Origin of the sequence: Ramlibacter pinisoli (assembly GCF_009758015.1) — a bacterium.
Lineage (GTDB): Bacteria > Pseudomonadota > Gammaproteobacteria > Burkholderiales > Burkholderiaceae_C > Ramlibacter > Ramlibacter pinisoli.
On record NZ_WSEL01000003.1, the window covers coordinates 1,641,533 to 1,657,462 of the forward strand.

At 69.2% G+C, this 15,930-nt stretch carries 14 protein-coding genes and 1 pseudogene; 7 read left to right on the plus strand and 8 right to left on the minus strand.

Translation table 11 applies throughout. The features are described 5' to 3' along the window. Window positions 1-16: 16 nt before the first annotated feature. Window positions 17-976, plus strand: a complete 960-nt coding sequence (locus tag GON04_RS09150; protein ID WP_157397594.1) for a Bug family tripartite tricarboxylate transporter substrate binding protein — start codon at window positions 17-19, stop codon at window positions 974-976. Between the two features lie 41 nt (window positions 977-1,017). Here the strand turns inward: GON04_RS09150 and GON04_RS09155 are convergent, their stop codons facing one another. The 3 genes from GON04_RS09155 to GON04_RS09165 form a co-directional block, all read right to left on the minus strand. After that, window positions 1,018-1,608: a DUF3501 family protein gene (locus tag GON04_RS09155; protein ID WP_157397595.1), complete on the minus strand. Its 591-nt coding sequence runs from the start codon at window positions 1,606-1,608 to the stop codon at window positions 1,018-1,020. Continuing rightward, window positions 1,608-2,960, minus strand: a complete 1,353-nt coding sequence (locus GON04_RS09160) for a (Fe-S)-binding protein (RefSeq protein WP_157397596.1) — start codon at window positions 2,958-2,960, stop codon at window positions 1,608-1,610. The genes GON04_RS09155 and GON04_RS09160 overlap by 1 nt, the downstream gene beginning before the upstream one ends. Window positions 2,961-3,052: 92 nt before the next feature. Beyond that, on the minus strand, window positions 3,053-3,475 hold the full coding sequence (locus GON04_RS09165) for a rubrerythrin family protein (protein WP_157397597.1): 423 nt from the start codon (window positions 3,473-3,475) through the stop codon (window positions 3,053-3,055). A gap of 254 nt (window positions 3,476-3,729) precedes the next feature. Here GON04_RS09165 and GON04_RS09170 point away from each other — a divergent pair, with 254 nt between their 5' ends. From GON04_RS09170 to GON04_RS09195, 6 genes are all read left to right on the plus strand, one after another. Then, entirely contained in the window at window positions 3,730-4,347 is a 618-nt protein-coding gene (locus GON04_RS09170; protein ID WP_157397598.1) for a VOC family protein, read from the plus strand. A gap of 11 nt (window positions 4,348-4,358) precedes the next feature. Beyond that, window positions 4,359-6,083: an FAD-dependent monooxygenase gene (locus GON04_RS09175; RefSeq protein ID WP_157397599.1), complete on the plus strand. Its 1,725-nt coding sequence runs from the start codon at window positions 4,359-4,361 to the stop codon at window positions 6,081-6,083. After that, on the plus strand, window positions 6,080-6,286 hold the full coding sequence (locus GON04_RS09180; protein ID WP_157397600.1) for a DUF2783 domain-containing protein: 207 nt from the start codon (window positions 6,080-6,082) through the stop codon (window positions 6,284-6,286). The genes GON04_RS09175 and GON04_RS09180 overlap by 4 nt, the downstream gene beginning before the upstream one ends. 80 nt (window positions 6,287-6,366) lie before the next feature. Then, complete coding sequence (locus GON04_RS09185) at window positions 6,367-9,234, plus strand: valine--tRNA ligase (protein ID WP_157397601.1); 2,868 nt, start codon at window positions 6,367-6,369, stop codon at window positions 9,232-9,234. A gap of 59 nt (window positions 9,235-9,293) precedes the next feature. Further along, complete coding sequence (locus GON04_RS09190) at window positions 9,294-10,256, plus strand: Bug family tripartite tricarboxylate transporter substrate binding protein (protein WP_157397602.1); 963 nt, start codon at window positions 9,294-9,296, stop codon at window positions 10,254-10,256. A gap of 250 nt (window positions 10,257-10,506) precedes the next feature. Then, complete coding sequence (locus GON04_RS09195) at window positions 10,507-11,106, plus strand: hypothetical protein (protein WP_157397603.1); 600 nt, start codon at window positions 10,507-10,509, stop codon at window positions 11,104-11,106. Between the two features lie 4 nt (window positions 11,107-11,110). On the opposite strand, the gene GON04_RS09200 is transcribed toward GON04_RS09195, so the two are convergent. The 5 genes and pseudogenes from GON04_RS09200 to GON04_RS09220 all read right to left on the minus strand — a co-directional run. Continuing rightward, a complete protein-coding gene (locus tag GON04_RS09200; RefSeq protein WP_157397604.1) occupies window positions 11,111-11,827 on the minus strand; it encodes an ABC transporter ATP-binding protein in 717 nt (238 codons plus the stop codon). A 1-nt stretch (window position 11,828) separates the two neighbouring features. Continuing rightward, the gene (locus GON04_RS09205) at window positions 11,829-12,599 is read right to left on the minus strand and encodes an ABC transporter ATP-binding protein (RefSeq protein WP_157397605.1); all 771 of its coding nucleotides are present in this window, start codon (window positions 12,597-12,599) and stop codon (window positions 11,829-11,831) included. 11 nt (window positions 12,600-12,610) lie between these two features. Beyond that, entirely contained in the window at window positions 12,611-13,699 is a 1,089-nt protein-coding gene (locus GON04_RS09210; RefSeq protein ID WP_157397606.1) for a branched-chain amino acid ABC transporter permease, read from the minus strand. Window positions 13,700-13,714: 15 nt separating this feature from the next. Further along, window positions 13,715-14,644, minus strand: coding sequence for a branched-chain amino acid ABC transporter permease (locus tag GON04_RS09215; protein WP_157397607.1), 930 nt, complete (start codon window positions 14,642-14,644; stop codon window positions 13,715-13,717). Between the two features lie 202 nt (window positions 14,645-14,846). Further along, a pseudogene (locus tag GON04_RS09220) lies at window positions 14,847-15,767 on the minus strand (replication-associated recombination protein A); the annotation flags it as partial. Window positions 15,768-15,930 lie beyond the last annotated feature (163 nt).

The window sequence follows — 15,930 nt, forward strand, 5'->3', positions numbered from 1 at the left end:
GCCCGCCGGGGGATCCATGCAGCGCCGAGCCCTGCTCCTGTTCGCGTCACTGGCCGCCTCGGCTGCGCGCGCGCAGTCCGCCTATCCGGCACGGCCGGTGCGCGTCATCGCCCCCCAGGCCCCAGGCGGCGGGGTGGACCTGGTGGGCCGCATCGTCGCCGACCGGCTCGGCAAGGCACTGGGCCAGGGCTTCGTCATCGACAACCAGGCCGGCGCCGGCGGCTCCATCGCGGCGCAGCAGGCGGCCCGCGCGGCCCCGGACGGCTACACCCTGATGATCGGGTACGTCGCCACCCATGCCACCAACCCGGCGGTGCGCAAGGTGCCGTACGACGCGCTGCGCGACTTCACGCCCATCGCCATGATCGGCGGCACCCCCAACCTGCTGGTCTGCCGGCCCTCGCTGCCCGTCGGCAACCTGGCGGAGTTCGTGGCCTATGCCAAGGCGCAGCCGGAGAAGGTCAACTACGGCACCTCGGGCAAGGGCACGCTCAACCACCTGGTGATGGAGCAGTTCAAGAACGCCGCCGGCTTCCAGAGCCTGTCCGTGCCGTACCGCAGCATCGGCCAGGCCTTCACCGACCTGATCGGCGGCCAGGTGCAGGCGATCTTCCCCGGCCTGGCCGCCGGCCTGCCCCACGTGCGCAGCGGCGCGGTGCGGCCGCTGGCGGTCACGGGAGCACGCCGCCATCCCCTGCTGCCCGACGTGCCCACTTTCAACGAATCCGGCTATGCCGGCTTCGAGGGCGTCACCTGGTACGGCATCGTCGGCCCGGCGCGCCTGCCCGCTGCCGTCACCAGGCTGCTCAACGAGGAGATCAACCGCCTGCTGGCGCAGCCGGACTTCCGCGAGCGGCTCTCCAGCGAGGCACTGGAGCCCATGCCCATGAGCCCGGCGCAGTTCGGCGACTACATGGCCGCCGAGATCGCCCACTGGACGGCGGTGGCCCAGGCCAACAACGTCACCGGCGACTGACCCACGAACCGCACGTCAACGGCGGGACCTGCCCAAGGCAGCTAGCGCAGGTCGCCGGCCAGCGAGGCCAGCGTCTCGGCCCCGATACCCACGTGCGCCGGGTAGTTGCGGTGGTCGCAGCCCAGCTTGACGGCGGCGCCGGCCTGGATGGCCTGCACCTGCGCCGGCGTGAACTCGAAGCGCACGAAGTGCACGGCCGAGGTCTTCTCGTCGTTCTCGCGGTCCAGGTCCTCGTCGGCGATGGCGTACACGCGCTCGTGTCCTTCCACCTCGACGAACATGCGGTCCTCGACGCCGATCAGCCGGCCGAGTTCGCGGCGCCGCTCGTTCACGTCGGGGTACTCCAGCAGCATCGTCGCCTTCCAGTTGGTGCCGTCCGGCGCCAGCGGGGCGTAGGCCTCGATCTCCGCGGCGATGCCCTCGTCCTCGAAGATCTTCTCGATGCGCAGCATCTCCTGCACCTGGTAGCGCACCGTCATCTCGCTCTCGAACTGCAGCGTGATGTGCTCGCCCAGGTGCACGCTGCGCAGCTTGCGGTGCGCGATGACCTCGGCCTTGTGGGCCTTGCGCCAGCGCGCGTACGCCTCCAGCGTCATGAGGCTGTCGGGGGTGATCCTGCCGGTGAGCTGCATCACTCGAGGCCGTAGGCTTCGCGCACCAGGCTGAGCGGGTGCTTCAGGGCCGGCGTGCCCAGTCCGTTGCGCTCGAAGCCCTGCGCGATGTGGTGCCCGCCGAGGGGGCAATCGGAACTGATGACGTCAGGCGCGCCGCCGGCTGGATGGTCGGCCATCTTCTTGAACAGCGGCTTGCCGATCTTCATGGCCATCGCGTGGTAGCCCTTCTTCACGCCGTAGGTGCCGGCGTGGCCCGAGCAGCGCTCGTGCGTGGCGACCTGCGTGCCGGGAATGGACTTGAGCAACTCCTCGGTGCGCTTGCCGATGTTCTGCACCCGCCCGTGGCAGGGCGTGTGGTAGCTCACCTTGCCCAGCGGCTTGCTGAAGTCGGTGCGCAGGAGGCCGTCGCGCCGGCGCTGGGTCAGGTACTCGAAGGGGTCCCACATGGCCTCCTTCACCAGCTGCACGTCCTCGTCGTGCGGGTACATCAGCGGCAGCTCCTGCTTGAACATGAGCGTGCAGCTGGGCACCGCCGACAGGATGGCGTAGCCCTCGCGGGCGTAGCGCGCCAGCACCGGGATGTTCACCTGCTTGAGGGCGTCCACGCCGTCCAGGTCACCCAGCTCCAGCTTGGGCATGCCGCAGCACTTCTCCTTCTCGACCAGCAGGTACGGCACGGCGTTGTGGTCCAGGATCTTCAGCAGGTCGTGGCCGATGCCCGGCTCGTTGTAGTTGACGTAGCAGGTCGCGTACACCGCCACCTTGCCCGGCGTCTTGGCCCCGTCGCGCACCGGGTGGTCGGCCGACGGCGCGGCACCGGAGCGGAACTTGCGCGTCGCCAGGTCGGGCAGCCAGGCGGTGCGGTCGACGTTCAGCACCTTCTCCAGCGCGGCGCGCCCCAGGCTGCTGTGGTTGGCCGCGTTGGCCACCTGCACCACGACCGGGATGCCCGCGAAGCTGCCGTGCGTGTCGGTCGAGGCCAGGAACCGCTCGGCCGCCTTCACTTCGCCCTTGCGGTGCTTGATCGCCTTGGCGCGCAGCATGGTGTGCGGGAAGTCCAGGTTCCACTGGTGCGGAGGCACGTAGGGGCACTTGGTCATGTAGCACAGGTCGCACAGGTAGCACTGGTCGACGACCTTCCAGTAGTCCTGCTTGTCGACCCCGTCGACCTCGCCGGTCTTTCCCTCGTCGACCAGGTCGAACAGGGTGGGAAACGATCCGCACAGGCTCACGCAGCGGCGGCAGCCGTGGCAGATGTCGAAGATGCGCTCCAGTTCCTGGAACGCGGCGCCCTCGTCGTAGAACTCGGGGTTCTTCCAGTCCAGCGGGTGCCGGGTCGGAGCTTCCAGGCTGCCTTCGCGTGCGCCCATGGGAAGTTCAGCGTTGAGCGTGGGGGCCGGGCGCCTGTGCCCGGCGCGACGGTCAGGCCGACCGCCGGCGCCGGACGCCCGGCCGCTTGTCTTCAGTCGACCAGCTCGTTCAGGGCGCGCGTGTAGCGGTTGGCGTGTGAGCGCTCCGCCTTGGCCAGCGTCTCGAACCAGTCGGCGACCTCGTCGAAGCCTTCGTCGCGCGCCGTTTTGGCCATGCCGGGGTACATGTCCGTGTACTCGTGGGTCTCGCCGGCCACGGCCGCCTGCAGGTTCAGCCGCGTGCTGCCGATCGGCAGCCCGGTGGCGGGATCGCCCGATTGCTCCAGCCACTCGAGGTGGCCATGCGCGTGGCCGGTCTCGCCCTCGGCGGTCGAGCGGAACAGCGCCGCGACGTCGTTCTGGCCTTCCACGTCGGCCTTGTTCGCGAAGTACAGGTAGCGCCGGTTGGCCTGCGATTCGCCCGCGAAAGCGGCCTTGAGGTTCTCTTCCGTCTTGGAGCCCTTGAGGGTTGCCATGGAATTCTCCTGTGTGGGTTGATCGGATCGATCGGGCCCCGGGAGGCAGGTGCGCTGCCCGAGGACCCGTCGACTGTAACTGTGCGGTTTTGCGCAGCCAACCGGGCAGCACCCGGGATTCCGATTGAATCGCGCTAAGGCCCCGATAGCCCGCGGCACAGCGGTGGACGCCAGCCCGGCAACGGTCGCGTTCGCAGGCACAGCGTTACGTTATAGTAAATGCATTACGCATAGTTGAATGCCGGAGAGATGCCATGGCCGCCGTCCTGAAGCCCCCGAGCCCCCTGCCCGCCCCCGCTCCCATCCGCCAGCTGCACCACTACGCCTACCGCGCCCGCGACGCCGAGGAGACCCGGCAGTTCTACGAGGACATCCTGGGGCTGCCGCTGTACCACATCATCCAGAGCGACCACGTGCCCAGCACGGGCGAGTACTGCCCGTACACGCACTTCTTCTTCCGCCTGCAGGACGGCTCCTTCATCGCCTTCTTCGACCTCGGCGACGACCAGGCCTGCGAACCCTCGCCCAACACGCCGCAGTGGGTCAACCACATCTCGTTCCGGGTCGACTCCGTCCAGGCGCTGGAGGACATGAAGGCGCGCCTGCAGGCGCACGGCGTCGAGGTGCTCGGCGTGACCGACCACCACATCTTCCACAGCATCTACTTCTTCGACCCCAACGGCGTGCGGCTGGAACTCACGGCCCAGCAGGCCGACGAATTCCAGATGCTGCAAGAGAGCAAGACCGCCCATGCACGGCTGGCCGAGTGGACGGCCCGCAAGGACCAGTGGCGCCGCGACCGTGCCGCCGGCCGGGCGACGGCGCCGCTCAAGCCCCAGCGGAACGACCGCCCGGAGTTCTCCGGCAGCTGAGGAGGACGGGAATGGACGAGCTGCGCACCGGCTGGGCCGACACCACCTTCCGCAACGGCTACGAGTTCACCCAGGGCAGCGGCTACCAGCTGCCCGAATACCCGTTCGTCGCGCCCGCCGAGCTGCGGACCGGGCAATCCGCCCACCACCCGGTGGTCATCGTCGGCGCCGGCCTGGCCGGCCTGACGCTGGCGTGCGCCCTGGCCCGCTACGGGGTGGCCGCCGTGCTGCTGGACGAGGACAACACGGTCGGCGTCAAGGGCGCCGCCTCGCGGGGCATCTGCTACACGCAGAAGTCGCTCGAGATCTTCCACCGGCTGGGCGTGTACGAGCGCATCGCGCGCAAGGGCATCCAGTGGAGCGTGGGCCGCACCTTCGCCGGCCACGACGAGGTGTACTCGTTCGACCTGCGGCAGCAGGCCGGCTACAACCTGTCGAGCCAGCCGCCCTTCATCAACATCCAGCAGTTCTACATCGAGGGCTACCTGGTCGAGCGCATCCAGGACCTGGGCGGCATCGACCTGCGCTGGCAGAACCGGGTCACCGCCTTCGAGCAGGACGAGCGGCGCGCCACGCTGTCGGTCACCACGCCGGCCGGCGACTACCGCCTGACGGCCGACCACGTGATCGACGCCACCGGCTCGCACAGCCCGTTCCGCCGCTGGGTCGGAGCCTCCGTCACCGCCCGTAAGGGCGACGACCGCTGGTGCATCGCCGACGTGCGCTTCACCCGGCACCCGCCGGTGGAACGCCACACCTGGATCGAGGCCCCGTTCAACGAGAACCGGGCCGTCTGGCAGCACCTGATGGGCGACGACGTCTGGCGCATCGACTACCAGATGCCGCCCGACGCCGACCCCGAGCAGGTCAGCCGCGAGGACGTGGTGCGCGAGCGGCTGGCGCGCCAGTTCGGCGCCGACTGCGAGGTCGAGATCGTCTGGGTGGGCCCGTATGCCTACCGCAGCGAGTGCGTCGACGCCATGCGGCACGGCCGGCTGTTCTTCATGGGCGACGCGGCCAAGGTGGTGAGCCCCTTCGGTGCCCGCGGCGGCAACACGGGCATCGCCGACGCCGACAACCTGGCCTGGAAGCTGGCGGCGGTGCTGCAGGGCCGCGCGCCGCCGCGCCTGCTGGACAGCTACCACGACGAGCGCCACGAGGCCGCCTGCCAGAACGTGCTGGTGACCAACCGCACGGCGCGCTTCCTGCGGCCGGCCGACGGGATGGAGCGGGTGTTCCGCACCGCCGCGCTCGGGCTGGCGCGGCAGTACCCCTTCGCCCGCCAGCTGGTCAACACCGGCCGCATGGCGGTGGCCAATACCTACACCCGGTCCTGCGCCTGCGACCCGACGGGAGGCCAGTCGGTGCAAAACGTGTCGTTCCACTGGTCCGACGGCACGACCGGGCTGGTCAACGACCTGCTGCTGTGGGCCGAGGGCCGGCTGCTGCTGCTGGTGTTCGGCGACCCCGGCCGGGCCGGGCTGGCGCGCGTGCGCGAACTGGTCCAGGCCGCCCCGCTGCGCTGCGTGCAGGTGCTCGGCGCGACCGACGCGCCCGGCGCCCTGGAACACGTGCGCGACCCGAAGGGCCACCTGCAGGGCGCCTGCCATGTGTTCGGCCACGCCTGGGCGCTGCTGCGGCCGGACGCCTACGTCGCCGCCACCGGCGAGGCCATCAATGCCGGCGTCGTCGACGCCGTTGCCTGCGCCCTGGGCGCCCGGGAGGAAGCCGCATGAAGACCACGCTGCATTTCGAGGATGCCGACGGCTTCTACGAGCACCTGCTCGACGCCCACGCCGGGCTCGACCGGGACCAGTCGGAACTGCTCAATGCCCGGCTCATCCTGCTGCTGGCCAACCAGGTCGGCGATGCCCGGGTCCTGCGCGCCTGCGTGGATGCGGCCGCGCAGGGCCCCGGGGTGACCGCGCGGCCTGCCTGAACTGGCCCGCCCGATAAAATCGGGGCTTCTTCCTCCAACGGCGGCATCCTCGCGGTGCCGCTTTCGTTTTCCGCCCCACCATGAGCGATTCGCCCGCCCAACCTGGCCTCGCCAGCCTGTCCAAGTCCTTCGAACCGGCCGCCATCGAGGCGCGCTGGGGTCCCACCTGGGAACAGAAGGGTCTCGCGCGGGCCGGCTACCGCGGCACCGGCGAGCCCCGGGACGGCGAGCCCTCGTTCGCCATCCAGCTGCCGCCGCCCAACGTGACCGGCACGCTGCACATGGGCCACGCGTTCAACCAGACCATCATGGACAGCCTGGCGCGCTACCACCGGATGCGCGGCTTCAACACGCTGTGGGTGCCGGGCACCGACCATGCGGGCATCGCCACCCAGATCGTGGTCGAGCGCCAGCTGCAGGAGCAGGGCACCAGCCGCCACGACCTGGGGCGCAAGAACTTCGTCGCCCGGGTCTGGGACTGGAAGGAGAAGTCGGGCAACACCATCACCACGCAGATGCGCCGCATGGGCGACAGCGTGGACTGGTCGCACGAGTACTTCACCATGGACGAGGGCCTGTCGACCATCGTCACCGAGACCTTCGTGCGCCTGTACGAGCAGGGCCTCATCTACCGCGGCAAGCGGCTGGTCAACTGGGACCCCGAGCTCAAGACCGCCGTGAGCGACCTGGAGGTCGAGAGCGAGGAGGAGGACGGGTTCCTCTGGCACATCCGCTACCCGCTGAGCGACGGGAGCGGCTCGCTGACGGTGGCCACCACGCGTCCCGAGACCATGCTCGGCGACGTGGCCGTGATGGTCCACCCCGAGGACGAGCGCTACGCCGGGCTGGTCGGCAAGACCGTGCGCCTGCCGCTGGTCGGCCGCGACATCCCCGTGATCGCCGACGCCTACGTCGACCGCGCCTTCGGCACCGGCGTGGTCAAGGTGACGCCGGCGCACGACCCGAACGACTACACGGTCGGCCAGCGCCATGGCCTGCCCCTCGTCGGCGTGCTCACGCTGGACGCCAAGATCAACGAGAACGCACCGGCCGCCTACCAGGGCCTGGACCGGTTCGTGGCACGCAAGCAGGTCGTGGCCGACCTGGAGGCCCAGGGCCTGCTGGTCGAAACGAAGAAGCACAAGCTGATGGTGCCGCGCTGCGGCCGCACCGGCCAGGTGGTCGAGCCCATGCTCACCGACCAGTGGTTCGTCGCCATGACCAAGGTCAGCGAGCAGGACCCCACCGGCAAGTCGATCGCGCAGAAGGCCATCGACGCGGTGCAGGGCGGGCAGGTGCGCTTCGTGCCGGAGAACTGGGTCAACACCTACAACCAGTGGATGAACAACATCCAGGACTGGTGCATCTCGCGCCAGCTCTGGTGGGGCCACCAGATCCCGGCCTGGTACGACGAGGACGGCACCGTCTACGTCGCCCGCAGCGAGGCCGAGGCGCAGGCGCGGGCCCCGGGCAAGCAGCTGCGCCGCGACGAGGACGTGCTGGACACCTGGTACTCGTCGGCGCTGGTGCCCTTCTCGACCCTGGGCTGGCCCGACAGCACGAAGGACCTGGCGCTGTACCTGCCCTCCACGGTGCTGGTCACCGGCTACGACATCATCTTTTTCTGGGTCGCCCGGATGATCATGATGACGACGCACTTCACCGGCCAGGTGCCGTTCCGCGACGTCTACATCCACGGCCTGGTGCGCGACTCGCACGGCAAGAAGATGAGCAAGTCCGAGGGCAACGTGCTCGACCCGGTGGACCTGATCGACGGCATCTCGCTGGCGCCGCTGCTGGACAAGCGCACCACCGGCCTGCGCAAGCCCGAGACCGCGCCCCAGGTGCGCAAGAACACCGAGAAGGAGTTCCCCGAGGGCATCCCGGCCTATGGCGCCGACGCGCTGCGCTTCACCTTCGCCTCGCTGGCCTCGCTGGGCCGCAGCATCAACTTCGACGCCAAGCGCTGCGAGGGCTACCGCAACTTCTGCAACAAGCTCTGGAACGCCTCGCTGTTCGTGCTGATGAACTGCGAGGGCCAGGACTGCGGCCTGAAGGAGCACACCAAGGCCGACTGCCAGCCGGGCGGGCCGGCGCACGGGTACCTGCGCTTCTCGCAGGCCGACCGCTGGATCGCGTCGCTGCTGCAGCAGGTCGAGGCCGAGGTCGCCAAGGGCTTTGCCGAGTACCGGCTGGACAACGTCGCCAACGCCGTCTACGACTTCGTCTGGAACCAGTACTGCGACTGGTATCTCGAGATCGCCAAGGTGCAGATCCGCAACGGCGACGAAGCGCAGCAGCGCGCCACCCGCCGCACCCTGATCCGCACGCTGGAAGCCATCCTTCGCCTGGCCCATCCGGTCATCCCCTTCATCACCGAGGAGCTGTGGCAGAAGGTCGCGCCCGTCGCCGGCATCGCCGGCGAATCGGTCAGCATCGCCCGCTATCCGCAGGCGCAGCCCGAGAAGATCGACCCGCAGGCCATCGCCTGGGTCGACCGCCTGCGCGCCGTGGTCGACAGCTGCCGGCAGCTGCGCGGCGAGATGAACGTGTCGCCGTCGACCCGCCTGCCGCTCTATGCGGTGGGCGACCAGGCCTTCCTGCGCGAGGCGGCGCCGGTGCTGCAGGCGCTGGCCAAGCTGAGCGAGGTGCAGGTGTTCGACGACGAGGCGGCCTGGGCCAGCGCGGCCAAGGCGGCGCCGGTGGCCGTGGTCGGCGACGCCCACCTGTGCCTGTACATGGAGATCGACGTCGGCGCCGAGAAGGCCCGCCTGGCCAAGGAGATCGCGCGCCTGGACGGCGAGGTCGGCAAGGCGAACGGCAAGCTGGCCAACCAGGCGTTCGTCGCCAAGGCACCGCCGGCGGTCATCGAGCAGGAACGCAAGCGCATCGCCGACTTCGGCGCCGCCCTGGCCAAGCTGCGCGACCAGCTCGCCCGCCTGGGCTGACGGGGCGGCGGCGCGGGGCCGCCGGGGGTGTCCGCGCGGGTGCCGCACAATCGCGGCCCATGAAGCGCAGACACCTCCTCCTCTCCGGCATGGCCGCGGCCGCGGCACTGCCCACATTCGCCCAGCAACGCCCGATCCGGCTGATCGTCCCCTACGCCGCCGGCGGCCCCATCGACGTCACGGCCCGCGTGCTGGCCGAGCGGGTCAAGGACTCGCTGGGCACGGTGATCATCGAGAACCGGCCGGGTGGCGGCGGCAACATCGGTGCCGATGCGGTGGCCAAGGCCGCGCCGGACGGGCTGACGATCGGCATTTCGGCGGTCGCGACGCACGCCATCAATCCCTGGCTGTTCAGCAGGATGCCCTACGACGCGGTGAAGGACTTCGCCGCGATCACGCAGATGGTCCGCGTGCCCAACGTGCTGGTGGTCAACGCCGAGACCGCCGCGCGGCTGAAGATCAACACCCTCGCAGACCTCATCGCCTACGCCAAGGCCAACCCCGCCAAGCTGAACTACGGCAGCGGCGGCAACGGCAGCGCCGGCCACCTGGCGGGCGAGATGTTCAAGCGCGACGCCGGCATCTTCGCCGTGCACATCCCCTACAACGGCGGCAACCCGGCGCAGCTGGCCCTGCTGTCGGGCCAGGTCGACTTCAATTTCGACAACCTGGCCACCGCGGCCCCGAACATCCGCGCCGGCAAGCTGAAGGCGCTGGCCGTCACCACGCTGCATGCCTCGCCCAGCCTGCCGGGCGTGCCGCCGGTCGCCGACACGCTCAAGGGCTTCGCCATCGACACCTGGTGGGGCCTGGTCGCGCCGGCGGCGACGCCCAGGGAGACCATCGCGCGCCTGAACCAGGCCTTCGTGGCGGCCCTGCGCACCGACGAGTCGAAGACGCGATTCGCCGGCCTCATGGCCGAGCCGGTGGCCACCACCCCCGAGGAATTCCAGGCTTTCATGCGCTCGGAACTGGCCAAGTACGAGAAGGTGGTCAAGGCTTCCGGCGCCAAGGTCGATTGACCCGGGGCCGCAGCCCCGGCCAGATGCGCCGGGGCCACGCAGACTGCAAGCAAACGCAAAAATCCCACTTGCTCATCTGTAGAGTCTTCCGCAACGATTTAGCGCGGCAGCCAATCCGATATTGGAGATAGCGCTCCTTTTTCCGTAGCGTCGGGCGATCAAGCCTCGCCGCTAGCTGTGCGGTTTGTCCGACAAGCGTCGAGCTACAAGCGGCGTACATTGTTCCGAACGGAAACAGCGAGGAGCGGCGATGTCAGTCAGCCAACTGCGGATTCCTCCAACCCTCTGGGCGGTGCTCGGCGCCTGTGCGCTGGCCAGTACACCAGCCCTCGCGCAGGACGCGGCGCCCGGGTCGCTGCGACCTCCCACCACCAGCGTGGGCTTGAACGCCAACCGGGTTTCCATGCCGATCGGCTGCGGCGCCTCGCTGCTGCCCTGCGGCCAGGAACAGGCCTCGCTGGCCGCGCTGCGGCAGCCCCGCAGCCTCAACTGGGCGGTCGAGGTGGGCAGCCTCAACCTCGCCTCGGCGCCGCGCCCCGGCTGGTGGACCGGCCGCCAAGGCATGAGCCTGAGCGTGGTCGGCCGCCAGCCCCTGTTCGGCAGCAGCTTCTCGCTCTATGGGCGCCTCGGCACCGCGACCACCACCGCTCTGGGGGACACCGGTGCGGCCATGGCGGCGCCCGTCCCCCTGGGCGAGGGCAGCTACGGGATGGCGTTCGGGGCCGGCGTGAGCATGGACGTCACGCAGCGCCTGTCGGCCACGTTCGGCGTCGACAGCTACGACCTGCGCGGCCCCGCCAACGGTGGCCCGGTGCGCTCGACCAGCCTGGGCCTGCAGTACCGCTACTAGGCGTTCACTCGCCCAGGTAGGCGGCCCGCACCTTGGGGTCGCTGAGCATCTGCCGGGCCTCGCCGGCCATGGTGATGAGGCCCGACTCCATGACGTAGCCGCGGTCGGCGATCTGCAGCGCGCGGCTGGCGTTCTGCTCCACCAGCAGCACGGTGACGCCTTGCGCGTACACCTCGCGCACCACCTCGAAGATCTTGTCGACCATGATGGGCGACAGGCCCATCGACGGTTCGTCGAGCAGCAGCACGCGCGGGCGGCTCATGAGCGCACGGCCCATCGCCAGCATCTGCTGCTCGCCGCCGGACATGGTGCCGGCCAGCTGGTCGCGCCTTTCCTTCAGGCGCGGGAAGATGGTGAACACCTTGTCGAGGTCGCTCGCCACCTCGGCGCGGTCGTTGCGGATGTGCGCGCCCATCTGCAGGTTCTCGGTGATGGTCATGCGCGTGAACACGCCGCGGCCCTCGGGCACCATGGCCAGGCCTTCCTTCACCAGGTCCCAGGCGCCGCGGCCGCGGATGCTGCGACCGAGGTACTGGATGTCGCCGTCGTTCATCGGCAGCAGGCCGGTGATGGCCTTCATGGTGGTGGTCTTGCCGGCGCCGTTGGAGCCGATCAGCGTGACCAGCTCGCCCGCGTGGACCTCGAAATCCACCCCCTTGACCGCCTGGATGCCGCCGTACGCGACCTTCAGGCCACTGACCTTCAGCAGGACGTCCGCCATCTCAATGCCCCCCGGTGCCGAGGTAGGCCTCGATCACCTTCTCGTTCTTCTGCACGTCGGCCGGCGTGCCCTCGGCGATCTGCTTGCCGTAGTCGAGCACGGTGACCCGGTCGCACAGGCCCATGACCAGCTTCACGTCGTGCTCGATCAGCAGGATGGTGCGGTCGTCCTTGCGGATGCGGTCGATGAGCTCGCGCAGCTGCACCTTTTCGGTGGCGTTCATGCCGGCCGCCGGCTCGTCCAGCGCGATGAGCTGCGGGTCGGTGGCCAGGGCGCGCGCGATCTCCAGCCGGCGCTGGTCGCCGTAGGAGAGCGTGCGGGCCTTGTAGTCGGTGTACTTGCCGATGCCCACGTAGTCGAGCAGTTCCTGCGCCCGCTTGGCGATGGCGGCCTCCTCGGCGACGAACTTGCGGGTGCGCAGCATGGCGCCGACCAGGCCGGAGCCGGTACGGATGTGGCGCCCGACCATGACGTTCTCGAGCGCCGTCATGTCGGCGAACAGGCGGATGTTCTGGAACGTGCGGGCGATGCCGGCCTTGGCCACCTCGTGCACCGCGGTCGGCTTGTACGGCTTGCCGGCCAGCTCGAAGGTGCCGCTGTCGGGCGTGTACAGGCCGGTGATGACGTTGAAGAAGGTGGTCTTGCCGGCGCCGTTGGGGCCGATGAGGCCGTAGACCTGGCCGCGCTCGATGGTCAGGCCCACGTCCGACAGGGCCTGCAGCCCGCCGAAGCGCTTGGAGATGTTCGCGACGCGAAGGACGGTGTCCGCCATGGCCCTCTCCCTCACTTGCCCGCCGGCGTCGGCAGCGACTTGCCGTGCTCGGGGGTGGGCCACAGCCCGCGCGGGCGCAGCAGCATGACGATGATCATGGCCAGCGCGATGAGCAGCTGGCGCAGGATGGACGCATCGAGGCGGCCGTCGGTGAGCCGCTGCAGGTCGAACACGCCCGACACCCAGCGCAGCACCTCGGGCATGGCCGACAGCAGCACCGCGCCGAGGATCACCCCCGGCAGGTGGCCGATGCCGCCCAGCACCACCATGGCGACGATCATCACCGACTCCATCAGGCTGAACGACTCGGGCGAGACGAAACCCTGGAAGGCCGCGAACATCGCGCCCGACACGCCGCCGAAGGTGGCGCCCATGCCGAACGCCATCAGCTTCATGTTGCGGGTGTTGATGCCCATGGCCTTGGCGGCGATCTCGTCCTCGCGGATGGCCATCCAGGCGCGGCCGATGCGCGAGAGCTCGAGCCGGTGGCAGATGACCACCGACAGCACCACCAGGATGAGGAAGAAGTAGTAGTAGAGCGTCACCGCCGACAGCGTGTAGTCGCCGATCTCCAGCGGGCGGCCCAGGTTCAGGCCCAGGATGCGGATCGAGTCGATCTGGTTCAGGCCCTTGGGACCGTTGGTGATGTTCACCGGGTGGTCCAGGTTGTTCAGGAACACCCGGATGATCTCGCCGAAGCCGAGCGTGACGATGGCCAGGTAGTCGCCGCGCAGCTTCAGGGTCGGCGCGCCCAGCAGGATGCCCAGCACGCCCGCGATGAAGGCGCCCAGTGGCACCACCAGCCAGATCGACGTGTGCAACCCGGTGGGAAACAGGCGCGCGAACCAGGCGAAGGTCTCGGACAGGTGGGGCGACGCCATCAGGCCGTACATGTAGGCGCCGATGGCGAAGAAGGCCACGAAGCCCAGGTCGAGCAGGCCGGCAAAGCCCACCACGATGTTCAGGCCCAGCGCGAGCAGCACGTACAGCAGCGCCACGTCGGCGATGCGCACCCAGAAGTTGCCCATGTACTGCAGCAGCAGTGGCAGCAGGACGAGCGCGGCGCCGAAAGCGATCCAGCCGGTGCGGGTGGTCTTCATGGTGTCGCTCCCACGTCAGGCCCGGTCCGCCACCCGCTCGCCGAGCAGGCCCGAGGGCCGCAGCGTGAGCATGATGATCAGGACGATGAAGGCGAAGATGTCGCTGTAGTGGCTGCCCAGCACGCCGCCGGTGAGCACGCCGATGTAGCCCGAGCCGATGGACTCGATGAGGCCCAGCAGGATGCCGCCGACCACCGCGCCGGCCAGGTTGCCGATGCCGCCGAACACCGCCGCCGTGAAGGCCTTGAGCCCGGGCAGGAAGCCCATGGTGTGCTGCACCGTGCCGTAGTTGGACGCGTACATGATGCCGGCGATGGTGGCCAGCACGGCGCCGATGATGAAGGTGGCCGAGATCACCATGTCGGGCCGCACCCCCATCAGCGCCGCGACCCGCGGGTTCTCGGCCGTGGCGCGCATGGCGCGTCCCAGCTTGGTGTAGTTCACCAGGTACATCAGCACCGCCAGCGAGACCGCGGTCAGGCCCAGGATCATGATCTGCGTGGGCGTGATGACGGCGCCGCCGAACTGGATGGGGGCCGCCGGCAGCAGCGTGGGATAGGGCTTGTAGTTCGGCTTGAAGATGATCATCGCCAGCGTCTGCAGCAGGATCGACATGCCGATGGCGGTGATCAGGGGCGCCAGCTTCGGGCTGTTGCGCAGCGGCCGGTAGGCGACCTTCTCGATCACGAAGTTCAGCGCCGCCGCGACCACGCAGGAGATGATCATCGCGACCAGCAGGATGATCCAGCCGGGCACGCCGGGCATGGCTTCCTGCATCTGCACGATGATGGCCCAGCTCGTGAGCGCCCCCACCATCAGCACCTCGCCGTGCGCGAAGTTGATCAGGTTGATGATGCCGTACACCATGGTGTAGCCAAGGGCCACCAGGGCATACATGCTGCCCAGGACCAGACCGTTGATGATCTGCTGCAGCAGGATTTCCATAGACTGGTTCTCTCTCCGTTTCCTGGCCGGTCGCCTGGCGCCGTCGGGCCCTTCCGGTGGTCGGGCCGCATCGCGCGACCCGTGCGGTCTCGTGGACCTCGGGGCCATCTAGCAAAAAACCCGCCATGCATGCAGGACGGGTTTGATTCTGGCGCGGATTGTAGCCAAGCGACTCAGCCGGACAGCCGCTTGGCGGCGGGGTTTACCCTTCCTGCCGGCCGTCGCCGTCGTCCGGGCGCGCGTTCATGTTCTGCAGCTCGCGCAGCTTCTCGCCGATGCGGATCTCGAGCCCGCGTCCGACCGGACGGTAGAACGCCGGCGGCTCCACGCCTTCGGGGAAATAGGTCTCGCCCGCCGCGAAGCCGCCTTCTTCGTCGTGGGCGTAACGGTAGCCCTTGCCGTACGCCAGGTCCTTCATCAGCTGCGTCGGCGCGTTGCGCAGGTGCAGCGGCACGGGCCGGGTGCCGTCCTGGCGCACGAAGGCCTTGGCCTCGTTGAAGGCCTTGTAGACCGCGTTCGACTTGGGCGCGACGGCGAGGTAGACCACGCATTGCGCCAGCGCCAGCTCGCCCTCCGGCGAGCCGAGCCGCTCGTAGGTGTCGGCCGCGTCCAGCGCCAGCCGCAGCGCGCGCGGGTCGGCCAGGCCGATGTCCTCGCTGGCCATGCGCACCAGCCGGCGTGCCATGTAGCGCGGGTCGGCGCCACCATCGAGCATGCGCACGAACCAGTACAGCGAGGCGTCGGGATCGGAGCCGCGCACCGACTTGTGCAGCGCGCTGATGGTGTCGTAGAACTGCTCGCCGCCCTTGTCGTAGCGGCGCATGCGCTCGCCCAGCACCTTGAGCAGCCAGGCGTCGCCAATCGCCTCGAGCTTCTCGTTGGCCGCCGCCACCGCCAGCGTCTCCAGCGTGTTGAGCAGCCGGCGCGCATCGCCGTCGGCATAGGCGACCAGCCGGGCGAGCGCGGCCTCCTCCACCGCCGGCACCGCGCCCAGCGCCTGCGCCTTGCCGACGATGGTGCGCAGGTCGTCCTCGGTGAGCGGCTGCAGGACGTACACCGCCGCCCGCGACAGCAGCGCCGAGTTCACCTCGAACGAGGGGTTCTTCGTGGGAGTCGCCCCCATAACCTACATAGTTGGTGAGTGAGTGAGTAACTCCCCTCTGGCTTTGCTATGTATCACAACTATGTAGAACGAGCTTCCAGCACATAGTTCTGGCAGTTCACGAGAAGAGTTCGGCCACGGCAATCCCCAGGCCCTTGGCCAACCTTTCGAATACGTCGAGCGA